The sequence below is a fragment of the Sphingomonas sp. PP-CE-3G-477 genome, assembly GCF_003050745.1.
Classification (GTDB): Bacteria; Pseudomonadota; Alphaproteobacteria; order Sphingomonadales; family Sphingomonadaceae; genus Sphingomonas.
The window spans coordinates 286055-304090 of the sequence record NZ_QAOF01000004.1 but is presented as its reverse complement, the minus strand read 5'-3'; the positions used below and the strand labels follow the sequence as shown (position 1 = coordinate 304090).

Genomic DNA, 18036 nt, shown 5'->3' with positions numbered 1-18036 from the left:
GCCGCGAGGGAGAGGGATGGCAACGTGAGCCGCTACCGGCTACAGCCCGGCCCACTTATGACCGATACTCCTGCGCCCGCCCGCGATTACCGCGACACCGTCTTCCTGCCGAAGACCGACTTCCCGATGAAGGCGGGCCTCGCCGCCAAGGAGCCGGCGATCCTGGAGCGCTGGGCCAAGCTCGGCATCTACGACCGGTTGCGCGAACAGCGGCTCGGGCGCGAGCGGTTCATCCTGCACGACGGCCCGCCCTACGCGAACGGCGACATCCACATGGGCCACGCGATGAACAAGGTCCTGAAGGACATCATCGTCCGCTCGCAGTCGCTGATGGGGAAGGACGCGCCGTACGTCCCCGGCTGGGACTGCCACGGGCTGCCGATCGAGTGGAAGGTCGAGGAAGCGTATCGCGCGAAGAAGCTCAACAAGGACGACGTCCCCGTCGACCAGTTCCGCGCAGAATGCCGCGCCTATGCCGAGAAATGGGTCGCCGTGCAGAAGGCCGAGTTCGAGCGGCTCGGCGTGATGGGCGACTGGGCCGATCCGTATCTGACGATGAAGTACGAGGCCGAGGCCGCGATCGTCGGCGAGCTGCTCAAGTTCGCCGAGAGCGGCCAGCTGTACCGCGGCGCCAAGCCGGTGATGTGGTCGCCGGTCGAGAAGACCGCGCTCGCCGAGGCCGAGGTCGAGTATGAGGACATCGTCTCCACGCAGATCGACGTCGCGTTCGAGATCGTGGAAGCGCCGAACGCGCCAGAACTGGTCGGCGCGCATGCGGTGATCTGGACGACGACGCCATGGACGATCCCGGTGAACCAAGCGCTAAGCTATGGGCCTGAGATTTCCTACGAACTTATTGAGTGGCGCGGCAAGCGCTACGTCATTGCTGCTGGCTGCCAGCCGCAGTCGATGACGCGTTGGGGCTTCGAGCCGACATCCGGCGAAGGCACAACGCAAGGCACTTTCAGCGGCTCGCAACTTGAAGGCGCAACCGCACGGCATCCTATGCACGCACTCGGCGGGTTCTTCGCGAAGCCGCGTCCGTTCCTCCCCGGCGAGTTCGTCACGACCGACGCGGGTACCGGCCTCGTCCACATGGCGCCGGACCACGGCGAGGACGATTTCGAACTCTGCAAGCAATACGGCATCGACCCGGTCTTCGCGATCGACGGCGCCGGGATGTACCGTGCCGACTGGGTATGGCTCGGTGGCCAGGGCAGCGTCATCAACAAGAAGTTCGTGAGTGCCGACGGTCCGATCTGCGAGGACCTGCGCGAGGCTGGCGCGTTGCTCGCGGCGAGCGACGACTTCAAGCACAGCTACCCGCATTCGTGGCGCTCGAAGGCCAAGGTGATCTTCCGCGCGACCCCGCAATGGTTCATCCCGATGGACTCGTCTTCTACTCCCTCTCCCCTCCGGGGAGAGGGTCAGGGTGAGGGGCAGCCCAGCAATGCCGCGCCCGGAACAGCCCCTCACCCCAGCCCTCTCCCCGACGGGGAGAGGGAGCCAGGCAACGGCGCCACCCTCCGCGAAATCGCACTCGACGCGATCGCCGCCACCACCTGGATCCCCGCGCGCTCCGAAAACCGGATCACGTCGATGGTGCAGGGCCGCCCCGACTGGGTCATCTCGCGCCAGCGTGCCTGGGGCGTGCCGATCGCGCTGTTCGTCAACCGCGCCACCGGCCAGTACCTCAACGATCCCGCCGTCAACGCGCGGATCGTCGAGGCCTTCCGCCAGAACGGCGCGGACGCGTGGTATGCCGACGGCCACCAGGCGTTGCTCGGCCCCGACTACGACCTCGCCGACTATGAGGTCGTGAAGGACATCCTCGACGTCTGGTTCGACTCCGGCTGCACGCACGTCTTCACCGTCGAAGCGCGCTACGGCGAGGGAACGCGCGCGAACCTGTATCTCGAAGGCTCGGACCAGCATCGCGGCTGGTTCCAGTCGTCGCTGCTCGAAAGCTGCGGCACGCGCGGTCGCGCACCGTACGACGCGGTCCTCACGCACGGCTTCGCGCTCGACGGCCAGGGGCGGAAGATGTCGAAGTCGCTCGGCAACGTCGTGGATCCATTGAAGATCATCGGCGAGTCCGGCGCGGACATCCTGCGCATGTGGGTCGCCTCGACCGACTATTTCGACGACGTGAAGATCGGCAAGGAGGTGCTCGCCACCGCCTCCGACGCGTATCGGAAGCTGCGCAACACGTTCCGCTACATGCTCGGCGCGCTCGAAGACTTCGACGCCTCGGAGCGCGTCGCCGTGTCCGACATGCCCGAGCTCGAGCGCTACGTGCTCCACCGCCTCGGCATGATCGACACCGAACTGCGACAGGCCGCCGAAGCCTACGAATTCAACCGCTACACGCGCCTGCTGACCGACTTCGCGAACGAGGACCTGTCCGCGTTCTTCTTCGATATCCGCAAGGACTCGCTCTATTGCGACGCGCCGAGCGACATCAAGCGCCGGTCGTACCGCACCGTCCTCGACGTGCTGTTCCACGCGCTGGTCCGCTACGCTGCGTCCGTCCTCTGCTTCACCGCGGAAGAAGTGTGGCAGTCGCGCTTTCCCAACGACGACAGCTCGGTGCACTACCTCGAATGGCCGTCGCTGCCCGAGGTGGAGGACGGCGTTGAGGTCGGGAAGAAGTGGACGCAGGTCCGTGCACTTCGCGAAACGGTTACCGAAGCGATCGAACCCATGCGTCGCGAAAAGACCGTGCGCTCGAGTTTGGAGGCAGAGGTCACGATCCGATCGATGTCGCCTCTTGGGGCGACTGAAGCTGCGGAACTGGCCGAGGCGTTCATCGTCGCCAAGGTCACGCCAGGCGACGCCGTCACTGTGACGCGCACCGACTTCCACAAATGCGGCCGCTGCTGGCGCCACCTCCCCGAGGTGACGGTCGACGGCGAGCTTTGCAACCGATGCGACGAGGTAGTGGCCGATGCGTAACCTGCCAAAAGCCGGGTTCGGCGCCGCGATTGCGCTCTTCCTCGCCGACCAGATCAGCAAATGGGCGGTGACCAAGCCGCTCGGGATCGATTCGCTCGGTGATTCGCAGACGATCACCTCGTTCTTCGACCTGCGCTTCGTCCCCAACATCGGCATCTCGCTCGGCCTGCTCCCCGCCGACGGCCACCTCACCCGCTGGGCGCTGGTGCTGCTGACCGGCGCGATCGCGGTCGGCGTCGCGGTGTGGATGACGCGCGAGAAGAACCCCGCCGACCAGGTCGCGCTCGGCTTCGTGCTCGGCGGCGCGATCGGCAATATCCTCGACCGGATTCGGCTCGGCTATGTGGTAGATTTCGCCGACCTGCATATCGGCGAGTGGCGTCCGTTTTTGGTCTTCAATGTCGCCGATGCAGCGATTACTGTCGGCGTGCTCGTCCTGCTTGTTCGGGCGCTCCTCGTGCGCGAGAAGCCCCCTGTGGAGAATTCCCATGCGTAAGTTCGTACCCCTGGCCGCCGGCCTCACATGCGTCGCGCTGCTCTCGGGTTGCGGGGCAGGCCGTAGCCTCGATCACGCACGTCCGGACGAGTTCGCCGTAGCGCGCCAGGCGCCGCTCGTGATCCCACCCGACTTCGCACTGGTCCCGCCACAGCCCGGCGCCGCACGCCCGCAGGACACCGCCGCCAACGCGCAGACGCTCGACGCGCTGTTCGGTGGTACTGCGCCGCGTAGTGCTGCCGAGACCGGCGTGGTCAACGATGCCGGCGCAGACAGCGACGATCCCGGCATCCGGTCGAGCGTCGGCGATCCCGGCACGACCGTGGTCGACAAGGGCTCGACGACGCGCGACATCGTCGCAGCACCAGAGGGCGACGGCCAGGACGCACGCACGACCGCGAACTGATCGCGTCCCAGCGGCTGACGAAAAGGGCGGCTCCTCGCGGAGCCGCCCTTTTCGTGTCTGACGGTTCGTTCCGCCGCCCCCCCCCGTCATCCTGACGAAAGTCAGGATTCAGAGCCATGAGCGCGACGCGTGCGGCTCTGGATCCTGGGTCAAGCCCAGGATGATGGGTCGGGTGGGGCGATCAAAAAGTTGAAGGCCCTGATGCAAGCTCAGAGCGCCCTTCCTTGTGCTCCCGCGAAGGCGGGAGCCCAGACTGGGTCCCCGCCTTCGCGGGGAAACAAGCTTTTAGGTTGAAGGGCGCGGAAAGCTCGCCGCGCCCTCTCCTCAGAGCGCTCAGAACGCCGCGGTCAGCGACACCAGCACCTTGCCGTTGGCGATCGAGCCATTGCCGTCCTGCCCGCGGCTGAAGCTCGGCTGGAGATACGCCGACTCGCCCTTGCCGATGTCGGTATCGACATACGCGACGCCCAGCGTCAGCGGCGTCGTCGGGATCACGTAATCCGCGCCGAGCAGCCAGTCCCAATATTCGCCGGTCGGCGACACGCTGGTCGCGAACGGCCCGAGGCCCTTGTTGCCGCGCGAATAGCCGACATGCGCCTTCACGGTCACGCCGGTGGTCGGGATCCCGCTGCTGACGTCGCCCCAGAGATAGAGGTTGTCGTCCTTCGCATTGACGCGGTCGTATACGCCGGCCGCCGCCGACGCACCGTTGGTATACCACGGCCCCAGCGCCTGTTGCTTGGGCGCGTAGGCTACGCCGGCGAGCAGTGCGACCGGGCCGACGGTGCCCGACAGCTTGGCATAGGGCTCGATGAAGTCGGTGTTGTCGAAGCCGCTCGGGTACATGTACCAGGTCGCGCCGACGTCGAGCGCGCCGCCGCCGACCGGCACCTTGTAGCCCGCGATCAGATCGAGCTCCATGTTGGCGCCGCCGAACGTGCCCCAGCCTGCGAGGTTGGAACCCCAGGTGCCGATGTACAGCCCGCTCTTGTGCGTGATCGTGATGCCGCCCTGGACGGCGAGGTTCTCGTCCGACTGCGACACGCCGCGGAAGCGATAGTCGCTGACGAGCCCGACCGCGCCGCTGACCGTGACCTCCTTGGGAGGAGCGGTGTCGTCCTGCGCGAACGCTGGCGTTGCGGCAGCCAAAGCAATGCCGCCGAGAAGAAGTGTGGTGAAGCGCATCGTTTCCCTTTCGATACCGGAAGTCGATGTCCGCCCTGCATCCGTGGACGCCGCATCTTTCGGGGCCGAACCCCAGTGCGGTCTTTCCAACGGTGACACCGCGATGACAGTCCATGGTGCGTTGCACAAGCGAATCTTGCGTACAATCGGGCTTTGACAGCACGCATGTTGCGCAATCGCCACAGTGCAGCCGGGCAGTTGAACCGGGTATCTAGCGTGTCTCAGCGCACCACGATGTTGATCGAACGCCGTTTTTCCCAGCCTTCGCGCTCCAGTTCCGGGGTAATCGCCTCGATTTCCGGATATCCGACGCAAAGATAGGCCACGAGCTGCCATGTCTCGGGGATTTCGAGGACCTCGCGGATGCGGGAGGGGTCCAGGATCGAGACCCAGCCGAGGCCGATTCCGTGCGCGCGCGCTGCCAGCCACAGGGTGTGGACCGCGATGACGGCGGAATACGCGACGCTTTCGGGCATGGTCCGGCGACCGAGACCATGGCCCTGCTCCGGGTCGGGTTCGACGAACACCGCGACGTGACACGGCGCCTGTTCGAGCCCGGCGAGCTTGAGCCGCGCGTAGTTCGCCATCCGCGCCCCATCCTGCGTCGCCAACGCCGCTGCATTGCACGTCTCGAAATCGGCTCGGACCGCGGCGCGGCGTGCAGGGTCGTCGACCGTGACGAACCGCCACGGCTGACTCAGCCCGACCGATGGGGCGGCGTTCGCCGTCGCCAGCAGCCGATCGAGCAGCCCGGCCGGCAACGCATCGCGCCGAAACCGCCGGACGTCTCGGCGCCAACGGAACAGCGTGTCCAGCTCGGCCTGGAACGCGGGGCCGAAGATGGGGGCGTCAGCCTCCCGCACGGACACGCCTCGATCGGAAATCGTCTAGACCTTTGCGGCAGAGAAGGCGGCGAGCCCGGCTTCGAGATCGGCGATCAGGTCGGCGGGGTCTTCGAGGCCGATCTGGAGGCGGACCATCGGGCCGGCGGCTTCGCGCTTGGTGACGCTGCGGTAGCGGTGCGGGTCGGCGGGGATGGCGAGGCTTTCGAAACCGCCCCAGCTATAGCCGATGCCGAACAGTTGCAGGGTATCGATCAGGGCGGCGCGGGACGCTTCGTCACCGCCGTTGAGGACGAACGAGAAGAGCCCGCTGGAGCCCTTGAAGTCGCGCACGAATAAATCGTGCCCAGGGCAATCCGGGAGTGCGGGGTGGAGCACCTGCGCGACTTCGGGCCGCGATTGCAGCCATTTGGCGATGGTGAGCGCGCTCGACTGGTGTTGCGCGAGGCGGACCGCCATCGTGCGCAAGCCCCGGCTGCCGAGCCAGCAATCGTCGGGGCTCGCGACCTGACCGAGCTGGAAACTCGTCTCGCGGAGCTTCTTGAAATGGCCGGGCGCGGCGGTGACCGAGCCGAGCATGACGTCCGAATGACCGACGACGTACTTGGTGCCCGCGAGGATCGTCAGGTCGACGCCGCGCTCGATCGCGGGGAAGAACAGCGGGGTCGCCCAGGTGTTGTCGAGCAACGTCGTCACTCCCCTCGCCTTCGCGGCGGCGACGATCGCGGGGACGTCCTGCACCTCGAAGCTCAGTGAACCGGGGCTTTCCATGAAGATCGCCCGCGTATTTTCGCCGATGAGGTCGGCGATGCCCGCACCGATCATCGGGTCGTAATAGCGCGTGGTAATCCCGAACCGCTTGAGCAGCCCGCCCGCCAGCCCACGCGTCGGGTCGTAGGCGCTGTCGACCAGCAGCAGTTCGTCGCCGGGCGACAGCACAGACAGCAGGGCCGCCGCGATCGCCGCGACGCCCGAGCAATAGAGGAACGTCCCCTCCGCGCCGGGCTCGAGCGAGGTCAGCGCGTCAGCGAGGCTCCACTGCGTCGGCGTGCCCTTCCGCCCGTAGAACAGCCGGTGATGCGTATCGCGCGTCGCGCTGTCGCGGAGATGGCCGACCGAATCGTACAGGATCGTCGAGGCGCGCCAGACCGGTGGGCTGACGATTCCCTGCGTCCACTCAGGGCGACGGCCCGCGAGGACGACCTTGGTCGCGTCGCCGACGGGCTTGTTCGTATCGCTCATGCTGTGCCTGTCGCCTTTGGTGTCTCGGGATCGCCGCCCCATTCGGACCAGCTGCCGTCGTACAGCGCCGCGTCGTTACCGAGCAGGTGCGCGCCGAACGCCAGTACCGACGCGGTGATGCCCGAGCCGCAGGTCATCACGATCGGCTTCGCCAGGTCGATGCCAGCCTTATCGAATTCGGCTTTCAACGCGTCACCCGTCTTCCACGTCCCGTCCGCATTGAACACCGCGCCTTGCGGCAAATTCTTCGAGCCCGGAATATGCCCCGGCGCGGTGCCCGGCCGCGGGTCTTGCTCAGCGCCGATGAAGCGCGTCGCAGAGCGCGCGTCGAGCACCTGCTCCGCCCCGCTTGCAACGTTCGCCTTCATCTGGTCGAGATCGCGCACGCCCTTCAGGTCCGCCCAGGTCGTGAAGTGCCGATGCCGCGGCGTCTCTTTCCCCGTCGCGATCTCGCGCCCCTCGGCCTGCCACTTGGCGAACCCGCCATCAAGGATCGCGACGTTGTGCGCGCCGAACAGCCTGAGCATCCACCACGCCCGCGCGGCGGTATGCCAGGGCGAGCTGTCGTACAGCACGATCCGGCTGCCATCGCCGAGCCCCAGCGTCTGCATCCGGCTCGCGAACTTCTCCGCCGAGGGCAGAGTATTCGGCAGGTCGCTGTCGGTATCGCGCAACTCGCTGAGGTTCATGAACACCGCGCCGGGGATGTGCGCCGCCTCATACTTCGCCGCCGCATCGCGGCCCTCGGCGTAGGTCGCGTCGACGATCCGCAGATCGCCCAAGCCTGATGCCGCGCCCAGTTCGTTCGCCAGCCATTCGGTGCTTACCAACGCGTCCATATGCGGCTCCTTGTGCTCGATCGGTCAGTAGCCAGCCGGGCCGCTCGCGTCGAGGGAGGCAAGGAACCCCTCCGCCTGCGCACGCGTCGCCTCGCGGTCCGCCTCGGACTGTTTCGCCCAGTTGCGATACGGCATCGCCAGCCGGTTGTTGCGCCCCAGCTTGTCCTCGTGCCGCGCGAGGAAATCCCAGTACAGCGCGTTGAACGGGCACGCATCGGGCCCGATCCGCTGCTTCACATTGTACCGGCACGTCCCGCAGTAATCGGACATCCGGTCGATATAAGCCCCCGACGAGATATACGGCTTAGACCCCAACAAGCCGCCATCGCCGAACTGGCTCATCCCCAGCGTATTGGGCAGCTCGACCCATTCATACGCGTCGACATACACCTCCAGATACCAGAGGTGCACCTTGGCCGGGTCCGCGCCGATCAGCAGCGCGAAATTGCCCGTCACCATCAGCCGCTGGATATGATGCGCGTGTGCCGTCTCCAGCGTCTGGCCGATCGCCTCGCGCAGGCAGTGCATGTCGGTCTCGCCGGTCCAGTACCAGCCGGGCAACTCGCGGTGGTGATCGAGGAAGTTGCGTTCGACGTACTCCGGCCCCTCGCGCCAGTAGATGCCGCGCATATACTCCCGCCAGCCGATGATCTGCCGGATATACCCCTCGACTGCGTTGAGCGGCGCACGACCGGCGCGATATTCCGCCTCCGCGCGCCGGCACAGGTCGAGCGGATCGAGCAGCCCCGAATTGATGTACGGCGACAGGATCGAGTGCCACAGATGCCGCTCGCCGGTGAGCATCGCGTCCTCGTAGTCGCCGAACTGCGCAAGCGCGTGGCGGAAGAAGTTCGCCGCCTGCCGCTCCGCATCCTTTGCGGTCACGGCATACTCGAACCCGTCGAGGCTCCCCGGATGATCGGCGAACCGCTCCGCCACCAGCATCAGCACGTCGCGCGTGATCGCATCCGGCTTGAACACCAGCGGGCGCGGCATCAGCAGGTCGTTCTTGGCGGGCTTCCGGTTCTCCTTGTCGAAGTTCCAGCGATCGCCCTCGGGCTTGCCAGCGGTCATCAACAGCCCGGTGCGCGTCCGCATCTGGCGATAGAACCACTCCATCGTCAGCGACTTCCGCTCCGCCGCCCACGTCTCGAAATCGGCATGGCTGGCAAGGAAACGATCATCGCTGCAGATCTCGACGGGGATGCCGAACAGCGTCTCCCAGCTTTCGAGCATCGCCATCACGCGCCACTCGCCACCCTCGGTGACGACGATCCGCTCGGGGTCATGCCGCTCGACCGCCCGCGCGATCTCGCCGGTGAAGCTGCCCGCATTGTCGGGGTCGTCGAGCTGTGTGTATTCGACCGTCCACCCGGCCTCGCGCAGCGCCTCGGCGTGGTGCCGCATCGCCGACAGGATATACGCGATCTTGCGCTTGTGGTGGCGGACATAGGTCGTCTCCTCGTCGACCTCCATCATCAGCGCGATCGTGGTTTCGGGATCACAGTCCCGCAGCGAGGCCAGGTCGATCGTGAGCTGGTCGCCGAGGATCGGTACGAGTGTGGTTTTCTTGCGCGTCATCGCATCCTACATGGCGGCACATGACCGCTCCCCAGAACCCATTGCATCTCGGCCAGAACAGCGCCCTCCCCGCCTCTCCAGAAGAGGCCGTGCTCGATTATGTTCCGAACCCGCGGCCGGGCCGGACGTATCTCGTGCGGTTCGCGGCGCCCGAGTTCACGTCGCTGTGCCCCGTCACCGGCCAGCCCGACTTCGCGCACCTCGTCATCGACTACGTCCCCGGCGAGACGATCGTCGAATCCAAGTCGCTGAAACTTTTCCTGAGCAGCTTCCGCAACCATGCCGGGTTCCACGAGGATTGCACCGTCGGCATCGGCGAGCGCCTGTTCGACGAGATGAAGCCGGTGTGGCTGCGCATCGGCGGCTATTGGTATCCGCGCGGCGGAATTCCGATCGACGTGTTCTGGCAATCGAGTGCACCGCCGCAAGATCTGTGGCTCCCGGACCAGGGAGTCGCCTCGTATCGCGGTCGCGGTTGAGGGCCCAGGACGACGACGCGAAATATCGATTTGATTTAGATTGATATTATTCCCGTGCTGCACTGCAGTATGTGATGAAACTTTATGCTACCTGAACCGTTCAAATGGATGCGCGACCGGGTTCTCCCAGAAGTGCGCGCTCAAACGAGGGACAGGGTATGGTGAAACCGGCGGACGGTGGGAATATCGCGCGACTGGCGCTGATCGGTAATTTCCTGCCGAGACAGTGTGGCATCGCCACCTTCACGACCGACGTTTTCACGGCCATGCGCGCGCGCTTCCCCGAGATCGCCGTCGACGTCTACGCGATGGACGATCACCCCGGCAAATACGACTACCCGGCCGAAGTCACGGGCACGATCCCCGAGCCCGATCTGTCCGCCTATATCGACACCGCGCGGAAGATCGAGGCCAGCGGCGCGCAGGCGATCTGGCTCCAGCACGAATACGGCATCTTCGGTGGCCCGGCCGGCGAGCACATCCTCGCGCTGCTCGATCGCACGACGCTGCCGGTCATCGTCACGCTGCACACGATCCTCGAAAAGCCCAATGCCGACGAGCGCCGCGTGCTCGAAGGCCTGCTGCGTCGCGCCGCTCGCGTGATCGTGATGGCCGAGCGTGGCCGCGACATTCTCCAACGCGTCTACGGCGCCAATTCGCGCCAGATCGTCATGATCCCGCACGGCGTGCCCGATCGCGACCTGCTCGATCCGGCCGCGCTGAAGGACAAGTTCGGCTGGGAAGGGCGGAAGGTCATGCTGACGTTCGGCCTGCTCGCCCCCAACAAGGGGATCGAGACGGTCATCAACGCGCTGCCCGCGGTGATCGCGAAGCATCCCGACCTGCTGTACGTCGTGCTCGGCGCGACCCACCCGAACCTCGTCGCGTACGAGGGCGAGAAGTACCGCGACAAGCTGAAGGCGCTCGCCGCAGAGAAGGGCGTCGCCGACAACGTCTCGTTCGTCGATGCCTTCCTCGATCATGGCGAACTACTCGATTATCTCCAGGCGTCGGACGTTTATGTGACGCCCTATACCAACCCCGCGCAGATCACGTCGGGCACGCTCAGCTACGCGATCGGCGTCGGCAAGCCCGTCATCTCGACGCCGTACGTGCATGCGACCGAGATCCTCGCGGATGGCCACGGCGTGCTCGTCCCGTTCGGCGACGTCGACGCGTTCGCACGCGAGATCGACGCGCTGATGTCGAATGACCGCGATCGCAACCGTCTGGCCGAGCGTGCCTATGCGCGCGGCCGCACGATGATCTGGCCGAAGCTCGCCGAAGCGATGATGACGGAGATCCGTGCGATCGTGGCGGCGCGCCCTTTTCGCCTCGCCAAGGTGCCAGCCCCGCTGAAGCAGCTGACGCCTGATTTCGCCGCGGTCGAGCGCATGAGTGATTCGACTGGCATGCTCCAGCATTCGATCTATTCGATCCCCGATCGTCGCCACGGCTACTGCATCGACGATAACTGCCGCGCGCTGATGCTGATGAGCGCGCTGCCCGATCTCGACGACGTCACCCGCGACAAGTGGATGACGATCTATGCGTCGTTCGTGCAATACGCCTGGAACCCGGACACGCGCCGGTTCCGCAACTTCATGAACTTCGATCGCACCTGGTGCGAGGATTCGGGCTCGGAGGATTCGAACGGCCGCACGCTCTGGTCGCTCGGCGTCACCGCGCGCGATGCGCAGGCCGCCAAACACCGCGATTGGGCGACGGCGATGTTCGATTCGACCGCATCGATGGCATTGGAACTCGGCAGCCTTCGTGCGCAGGCGTTCGCGATGCTTGGCGCAGCGGCGATGCTGGAGGCCAAGCCCGGTCACCAGCTGTCGCTGTCGATCCTCGAAGCGTTCCCCAAGGTCCATCTTGACCTGCTCGCCAAGGCGCGCCGTCCGGAATGGCAGTGGTTCGAGATCGTCCTCGCCTACGACAATACGCGCCTCCCGCAGGCGCTGATCCGCGCAGGCCAGGCGCTCGGGCGTCAGGACCTGATCGAGTGCGGCCTCGCCACGCTCGACTGGATCGTCGCCAAGCAGACTTCGCCGGAGGGTCGCTTCCGCGCGGTCGGGTCGGAGAGCTTCAACCGGCCCTATGCGGAGCCGTTGCAGTTCGACCAGCAGCCGCTGGAGGCGCAGGCGACCGTGGACGCGTGCGCTGCTGCGTACAACGCGACCGGCGACGTGCGCTGGCGTGACGAGGCGTTGCGCGCCTACGGGTGGTTCCTCGGCGTCAACGACCTCGACCTGCCGCTGGCGAGCGTTGCGGATGGCGGTTGCTATGACGGCCTGATGCCGACCGGGCTCAACCGAAACCAGGGTGCCGAGTCGATTTTGGCGCTCCAACTCGCAAGTTGTGCCATTTCAGGGGTATCAAAGGCAGCGCAAAGCGTGGCAGGAGCGGCGCGCGTCGTCGCCTAGCCACGCTGGTGACAGCCTGACAGGCGACGGTGCGCTGAGTGGAACGACGCGGGGCACTGCTACGATGGATCTGTTCAACCACCAGCTGCGGCTGCACGCGGACCCTTCGCGTGTCGTCGTGCGGCCGTTCCATATCGCCTGGGGCGGTCATGGCGGCGCACCGAGCCGCACCGAGCGGCTCGTCGGCGAAGTCCTGGAGATGTCGCCCGCACAGGCGCGCGCGCAGCTCGAGGTCGTGCTGAAGGATTTCGAGGCACGCCACTGGCAGACGCGGCGCGTGTTTATGACGCGCTACGACCAGATCGAGGACATGCTCGGGCTGAACGGCGCGGAGATCGGCGACGAGAAGCGCCAGCTGATCGGTGCGTATTTCTGCCACGAATACAGCTATGCCGCCGCCGCGCTGATGAACCCCAGCGCGGTGCCGCATTTCGACCAGTCGGGCATGCCGCCGGGCTCGATGCGCATCCTGATGAGCCTGCGGGCGGTCGGCGAGGGTCACATCTCGTCGGTGGCGTTCCGCGAAGGCATCATCACCTGCGAAAACCAGATGAAGCTTGCGCCCGAGCCCCCGTTCGCGACCGCGACGGATGCGGTCGGCAGCGGCGAGGACGAGATGCCGATCGGCCCGGTCACCGTCTATCGCCACCGCGACAGCACGCTCAGCGGCACGGTGATCTTCCCGATCACGCAGGCGCAGTCGAAGGGCCTCGAGGATCTGCGCATCGTCCGCTTCCAGCACGAGGACGGCGATTACGAGTGGATCGGCACCTACACCGCGTATAACGGCTCGGTGATCCAGTCGGAACTGATGCGCACCCGCGATTTTCGCGCGTTCGACCTCGTGCCGATGACCGGCCCGGCCGCGCGCAACAAGGGCATGGCGCTCTTCCCGCGGAAGGTGAACGGCCAGTACATGATGATCGGCCGGCAGGACGGCGAAAACCTGTTCCTGCTCAAGTCCGACACGCTGACCGACTGGGACGACGGCGAGAAGATCCTGACGCCGGAATATCCGTGGGAGCTGGTGCAGATCGGCAATTGCGGCCCGCCGATCGAGCTCGACGAGGGCTGGCTGCTGCTGACGCACGGCGTCGGCGCGATGCGGAAGTATTCGATCGGCGCGGTGCTGCTCGACAAGGACGATCCGTCGAAGGTGATCGGCCGGACGAGCCAGCCGATCCTGGCGGCGAAGGACCAGGACCGCGAGGGCTATGTGCCCAACGTGGTCTACAGCTGCGGCGCGCTGAAGCATGGGGATACGATCTTCATGCCGTACGGGATCGCCGACAGCTCGGTGGGCTTCGCGTTCGTGCCGATCAAGGACATGCTTGCCGCGATGAAGTGAGGGGGGGCCAGACGGACGCCATCCTTCTCCCACGCGTAAACACCGTCCCTGCGTAAGCACCACCCCGGCGAAGGCCGGGGCCCAATTGGGGGACGCAAATAACGGCGAACTGCGCTCCGTTACGCCCACCTTTCCAATTGGGCCCCGGCCTTCGCCGGGGTGGTCGACTAGGCCAAGGTCCCAACCCAATCTTGTTCTCCCGCGAAGGCGGGAGCCCAGTCTGGATCCCCGCCTTCGCGGGGAAACAAGCTCACTTACCCCCTCTCCCCTCGGGGAGAGGGAAGGGGCCCGCCCGGCGCTTGCCGGGTGGGAAGGGTGAGGGCACGCGCCTACCGCGAAGCCGCCATTGTCCGCCGGTACATCACCCACGTCAGCACCGCGAACAGCAGCGTCCCGCCAACCAGCGCCACGCTAGCAAACCCATCCCCAACCAACGCCAACGGCGTCTCCTTGTTGGTAAGGTACACGATCCCCGCAAAGCCAACGCCCCACAAGGACTCTCCGACGATCATCCCGGTAGCCGTCAGCACACCCATCCGCTTCGCCAACTCGGGATCGCGCGCGCGGTCCGCCCAGCGATCGTAAGCAAACCCCACGACCGCCCCGATCGTCACCGGCAACGTCACCGACATCGGCAGATACACGCCGAGCCCGACCCCCAGAGGCGGCAACCGCAGCTTCCCCGCCTTGCCGAGCAATTCATCGACCGCGATCACAACCACGCCAGTCAGCGCCCCATACCCGATCATCGCCCAGTTGAGGTTCCCCCCCAGCACGCCCTTCGCGAGCGCCGAGATCAACGCCGCCTGAGGCGCCGCCAGCGCATTCGGCCCCGCCCCCGGCGCACCCGCAAACCCGAGCGTGCTCCCGAGCAAGTTCAACACCGGCGGCACAACGATCGACCCGAACACCACGCCGATCAGCAACGCAACCTGCTGCTTCCACGGCGTCGCGCCGACCAGCTGGCCCGTCTTCAGATCCTGGAGATTGTCGTTCGAGATCGTCGCGACCCCGAACACGATGCCCGTCACGATCAGCCCGTAGGCGACCAACGCCTGCGTCGTCCCCGGCTCGACAGCACGGCCGAACCACGACACCAGCAGGATCGACGCCGCGAGAATCGCGAGGATGCCGATCCCCGACACCGGCGAATTCGACGCACCGATCAGCCCCGCCATGTACCCGCAGACCGCCGCGATCACGAGGCCGATGACGAGGATGAACACAAGGCTCCCCGCGATCAGCCCGATCGCCGACGCCTCCAGCGGACCACCCTGCAACACCGTCCAGAGCAGGATGCCGATCGGCACCAGCATCGCCAGCGAACCGATCCCAACGATCCCGATCGGAATGTCGCGTTCTTCCAGCGCCAACACTTCGCCGCCACGCTTGGCCGCCGATGCCGCCAACGCCGAGCGGACGCCGCCGACCACCGGCCCGGCGATCTTCAGCAACGTCCAGATCGCCGCGACACCGATTACGCCTGCCCCGAAGAAGCGGACGTCCGAGCGGAACACGGTGTTGGCGATCACCTCGGCGGTCCCGGTGACGCTCCCGCCCGAGGTCAGGATCGGCAGCAGGATCCACCAGCCGATCACCACGCCCGCGAACATCGCCATGCCGACCGAGATGCCGACCAGATGCCCCGCGCCGAGCAACGCGAACGACAGCCCGCCCGAAATCCCGGTCGCACCCGCGCCGACGCGGAACCACGTCGCGGCCTCCGCGGCGGCGAGCTTGGTCTGCGTGAGGATCGCGAACCCGGCCGATACGACGGCGTTGGCGACGATGATGCCGAGCCCGCGCGCGCTCTCCTCGCCGCCTTCGCGACTACCCGCGCCGACCTTGAGCACCTCAGCAGCTGCACGGCCCTCAGGGTACGGCAGCACGGTGTCGACGACGAGCGCTCTGCGCAGCGGCACCGAGAACAGCACGCCGAGCACGCCGCCGAACATCGTGATCGCCGCGGTGGTGAAGAACGGAAAGCCCTGCCACCAGCCGATCATCACGAGCCCCGGCAGCACGAAGATGATCGCCGCCAGCGTGCCCGCGGCAGACGCGATCGTCTGGACAATGTTGTTCTCGAGGATCGTCGAATCCTTGAACAGCCGCAGCACCGCCATCGAGATCACCGCGGCCGGGATCGACGTCGCGAACGTCAGCCCGATCTTGAGTCCGAGATAGACGTTGGCCGCCGTGAACAGCAGCGTGATGATCCCGCCGAGCACGATCCCGCGAAACGTCAGCTCGCGCATGCTGGTCTCGGGGCCCGTGTCGGTTACGCCCCGCGTCGCGTCGGTCATCTGGTCAGCCTCAAAGCAATTTGGGCGACTTGTGGCATGATGTGGGGCGGGAGGAAACCGCCCTACGCATCACCGCATGGCGTCGGACCAGCACTTGCATGAGCGCTGGCGCCACGGCGATCGTCTCCACTTCCCCCCTCCCTCTTCAGGGGAGGGGCCGGGGGTGGGGTTCCTCCACGAGCGCATCGCTGCTGGTGAACCCCCACCCCAACCCCTCCCCTGAAGGGGCGGGCTAATTGCCTCGACCTATGTCCGGCTTTACCGCGCCGCCATCCGCCGCGCGAAATGCACCTCGACCGCCCGCGTGACGCTCTCCGCGATCCGGTGCCGCCCCTCTTCGCTGTCGAGAAACGCCGCATCCTGCGGGTTCGAGATATACCCCGTCTCGAACAGGATCGACGGCATGTCCGGCGCCTTCAGCACCATCAGCGACGCCATCCGGTGGAAGTTCGCCTTCAACGGCATCAACGGCCTGGCCTCACGTCCGAGCAGCCGCGCGAACGTCGCCGAGGCGTTCATCGTCTCGCGTTGCGTCAGGTCGATCAGGATCGACGACACGTCCGCGGGCGCCTCGCCAAGGTTCACCCCCGAGATCACGTCCGCCTTGTTCTCGCGCGCCGCCAGCCGCGCCGCCTCCTTGTCCGACGCCACCTCCGACAACGTGTACGCCGTCGCGCCGGTCGCGTTTTCGGAACCGGTGCTGTCACAATGGATCGAGATGAACAGATCGCCCTTCAACCGCCGAGCAACCCCATACCGCTCGCGCAAGATCAGATAGCGGTCGTCGTTCCGCGTCAGCGCCACGCGCACGCGCCCCGATGCGAGCAACTCGTCGCGGATCGCCTTGGCGACCTTCAGCGTCACGTCCTTCTCGCGCAGCCCGTTCGGCCCGATCGCGCCCGGATCGACACCGCCATGCCCCGCATCGATCACGACGAGCGGCCGCGTGTCGTCGCCCTGCACGCGTGGCAATTTCATGCCCCGCGCCTTGGGCGGCACCGGCACCGACACCTTGTACTTGGGCCGCGACGCAGCCCCGAAATTGAACGGAAAGAAGTTCAGCGGCCCGGCGATGCCGGCTTCCGCGAACTGGTCGTAATCGACCGTGCGCAACGCCAGCGTCAGCTCGCGCCCGTCGGAGTCGAACCCGCCATCGGTCACGATCGCCGGCTCGGCCAGATCGAACACCATCCGCATCCCCGACCGTCCGCTGCGCATCTGCGTGACGCCGGTGACCAGCCCGCGCCCGGCGACCTCGCGGCCCGGCGTAGCGCCCGACACGTCGACCGCGATCTGGCGCGGCCCCGTGAGCACGCGGCTGGCGGCATCGCCGACCGCCTCGTCGAAGCGGATGACGATCCGCCCGTCCCTGATCGCGACGCTCTGCACGGTCGCCGCCCAGGCGGGGACGCTCGCCAGCCAGCCGGCGATGAGGGCGATGACCGTCAACACCTCGCGTCCTTGCCGTGCGGCCCTGCCGCCGGTCCAGCGAAAACCCATGCTACACCCCTTTGATCGATACATCCGATCTCTGTGAGCGAGCGATAGCGCCTCGCATCACAAGACGCGGTTGCGCAGTGCGGTTAATTTGCCGTTTGCCATGTATTTGCCGGCAAGGCTCTGCCGCCCCGGCAAGTCTGCGCCTCGCTGCCCCTATTTCGAGCCGAAACGCCCTCGAAAGCGACGGTTCCGGGGCTAGTTGCGGGATCGGGTATGCAGTGCTAGTCCTGTCGTACAGCCGTGTGTCGCCTAGTTTTTACCAGCGACGCGCCGGTCTCGACGCCCGCCAGCGGATTCTCGCCGGCGCGGCAATTCAGGTTGACGCTCGAATGACGCATTCCCCCCGCCCCGCACTCCGACCGGCCTTCGCCGACGGACTCGCGGTCGTGCGGGCGCCGCAGGGAGAGTTCCCGCGGCATGCACTTCGCGCA

The 18036-nt window shown here is 66.4% G+C and carries 13 protein-coding genes; 6 read left to right on the top strand and 7 right to left on the bottom strand.

What is annotated here, in order from left to right:
- Window positions 1-57 precede the first annotated feature (57 nt).
- The 3 genes from ileS to C8J45_RS10790 are packed head-to-tail and all read left to right on the top strand — an operon-like array spanning window position 58 to window position 3857.
- Entirely contained in the window at window positions 58-2955 is a 2898-nt protein-coding gene (ileS, locus tag C8J45_RS10800) for an isoleucine--tRNA ligase (protein ID WP_107963222.1), read from the top strand.
- Window positions 2948-3451, top strand: a complete 504-nt coding sequence (lspA, locus tag C8J45_RS10795; protein WP_107963221.1) for a signal peptidase II — start codon at window positions 2948-2950, stop codon at window positions 3449-3451. The genes ileS and lspA overlap by 8 nt, the downstream gene beginning before the upstream one ends.
- Complete coding sequence (locus tag C8J45_RS10790) at window positions 3444-3857, top strand: DUF3035 domain-containing protein (protein ID WP_107963220.1); 414 nt, start codon at window positions 3444-3446, stop codon at window positions 3855-3857. Before lspA ends, C8J45_RS10790 begins: the two co-directional genes overlap by 8 nt.
- Before the next feature lie 333 nt (window positions 3858-4190).
- Here the strand turns inward: C8J45_RS10790 and C8J45_RS10785 are convergent, their stop codons facing one another.
- The 5 genes from C8J45_RS10785 to C8J45_RS10765 all read right to left on the bottom strand — a co-directional run bounded on the left by C8J45_RS10785 (window position 4191) and on the right by C8J45_RS10765 (window position 9546).
- On the bottom strand, window positions 4191-5042 hold the full coding sequence (locus C8J45_RS10785) for a TorF family putative porin (protein WP_107963219.1): 852 nt from the start codon (window positions 5040-5042) through the stop codon (window positions 4191-4193).
- 221 nt (window positions 5043-5263) lie between these two features.
- Complete coding sequence (gene bluB / locus C8J45_RS10780) at window positions 5264-5905, bottom strand: 5,6-dimethylbenzimidazole synthase (RefSeq protein ID WP_107963302.1); 642 nt, start codon at window positions 5903-5905, stop codon at window positions 5264-5266.
- 24 nt (window positions 5906-5929) lie between these two features.
- On the bottom strand, window positions 5930-7126 hold the full coding sequence (gene metC, locus C8J45_RS10775; RefSeq protein ID WP_107963218.1) for a cystathionine beta-lyase: 1197 nt from the start codon (window positions 7124-7126) through the stop codon (window positions 5930-5932).
- Entirely contained in the window at window positions 7123-7965 is an 843-nt protein-coding gene (locus C8J45_RS10770; protein WP_107963217.1) for a sulfurtransferase, read from the bottom strand. Before C8J45_RS10770 ends, metC begins: the two co-directional genes overlap by 4 nt.
- 24 nt (window positions 7966-7989) lie before the next feature.
- Window positions 7990-9546: a cryptochrome/photolyase family protein gene (locus tag C8J45_RS10765; protein WP_107963216.1), complete on the bottom strand. Its 1557-nt coding sequence runs from the start codon at window positions 9544-9546 to the stop codon at window positions 7990-7992.
- A 20-nt stretch (window positions 9547-9566) separates the two neighbouring features.
- Here C8J45_RS10765 and queF point away from each other — a divergent pair, with 20 nt between their 5' ends.
- From queF to C8J45_RS10750, 3 genes are all read left to right on the top strand, one after another.
- Entirely contained in the window at window positions 9567-10025 is a 459-nt protein-coding gene (queF, locus tag C8J45_RS10760; RefSeq protein ID WP_056411723.1) for a preQ(1) synthase, read from the top strand.
- 158 nt (window positions 10026-10183) lie between these two features.
- Window positions 10184-12454, top strand: a complete 2271-nt coding sequence (locus C8J45_RS10755) for a glycosyltransferase family 4 protein (RefSeq protein ID WP_107963215.1) — start codon at window positions 10184-10186, stop codon at window positions 12452-12454.
- A gap of 64 nt (window positions 12455-12518) precedes the next feature.
- Complete coding sequence (locus C8J45_RS10750; protein WP_056051630.1) at window positions 12519-13802, top strand: glycoside hydrolase family 130 protein; 1284 nt, start codon at window positions 12519-12521, stop codon at window positions 13800-13802.
- A 329-nt stretch (window positions 13803-14131) separates the two neighbouring features.
- On the opposite strand, the gene C8J45_RS10745 is transcribed toward C8J45_RS10750, so the two are convergent.
- Complete coding sequence (locus C8J45_RS10745) at window positions 14132-16105, bottom strand: OPT family oligopeptide transporter (RefSeq protein ID WP_258191407.1); 1974 nt, start codon at window positions 16103-16105, stop codon at window positions 14132-14134.
- A gap of 258 nt (window positions 16106-16363) precedes the next feature.
- Window positions 16364-17605, bottom strand: coding sequence for an N-acetylmuramoyl-L-alanine amidase (locus tag C8J45_RS10740; protein ID WP_107963214.1), 1242 nt, complete (start codon window positions 17603-17605; stop codon window positions 16364-16366).
- Window positions 17606-18036 lie beyond the last annotated feature (431 nt).

Bases quoted from the DNA above. Each gene is read 5' to 3' on its own strand.
- ileS (WP_107963222.1), top strand. From the start codon at position 58: ATGACCGATACTCCTGCGCCCGCCCGCGATTACCGCGACACCGTCTTC.
- lspA (WP_107963221.1), top strand. From the start codon at position 2,948: ATGCGTAACCTGCCAAAAGCCGGGTTCGGCGCCGCGATTGCGCTCTTC.
- C8J45_RS10790 (WP_107963220.1), top strand. From the start codon at position 3,444: ATGCGTAAGTTCGTACCCCTGGCCGCCGGCCTCACATGCGTCGCGCTG.
- C8J45_RS10785 (WP_107963219.1), bottom strand. From the start codon at position 5,042: ATGCGCTTCACCACACTTCTTCTCGGCGGCATTGCTTTGGCTGCCGCA.
- metC (WP_107963218.1), bottom strand. From the start codon at position 7,126: ATGAGCGATACGAACAAGCCCGTCGGCGACGCGACCAAGGTCGTCCTC.
- C8J45_RS10770 (WP_107963217.1), bottom strand. From the start codon at position 7,965: ATGGACGCGTTGGTAAGCACCGAATGGCTGGCGAACGAACTGGGCGCG.
- C8J45_RS10765 (WP_107963216.1), bottom strand. From the start codon at position 9,546: ATGACGCGCAAGAAAACCACACTCGTACCGATCCTCGGCGACCAGCTC.
- queF (WP_056411723.1), top strand. From the start codon at position 9,567: ATGACCGCTCCCCAGAACCCATTGCATCTCGGCCAGAACAGCGCCCTC.
- C8J45_RS10755 (WP_107963215.1), top strand. From the start codon at position 10,184: ATGGTGAAACCGGCGGACGGTGGGAATATCGCGCGACTGGCGCTGATC.
- C8J45_RS10750 (WP_056051630.1), top strand. From the start codon at position 12,519: ATGGATCTGTTCAACCACCAGCTGCGGCTGCACGCGGACCCTTCGCGT.
- C8J45_RS10745 (WP_258191407.1), bottom strand. From the start codon at position 16,105: ATGACCGACGCGACGCGGGGCGTAACCGACACGGGCCCCGAGACCAGC.
- C8J45_RS10740 (WP_107963214.1), bottom strand. From the start codon at position 17,605: ATGGGTTTTCGCTGGACCGGCGGCAGGGCCGCACGGCAAGGACGCGAG.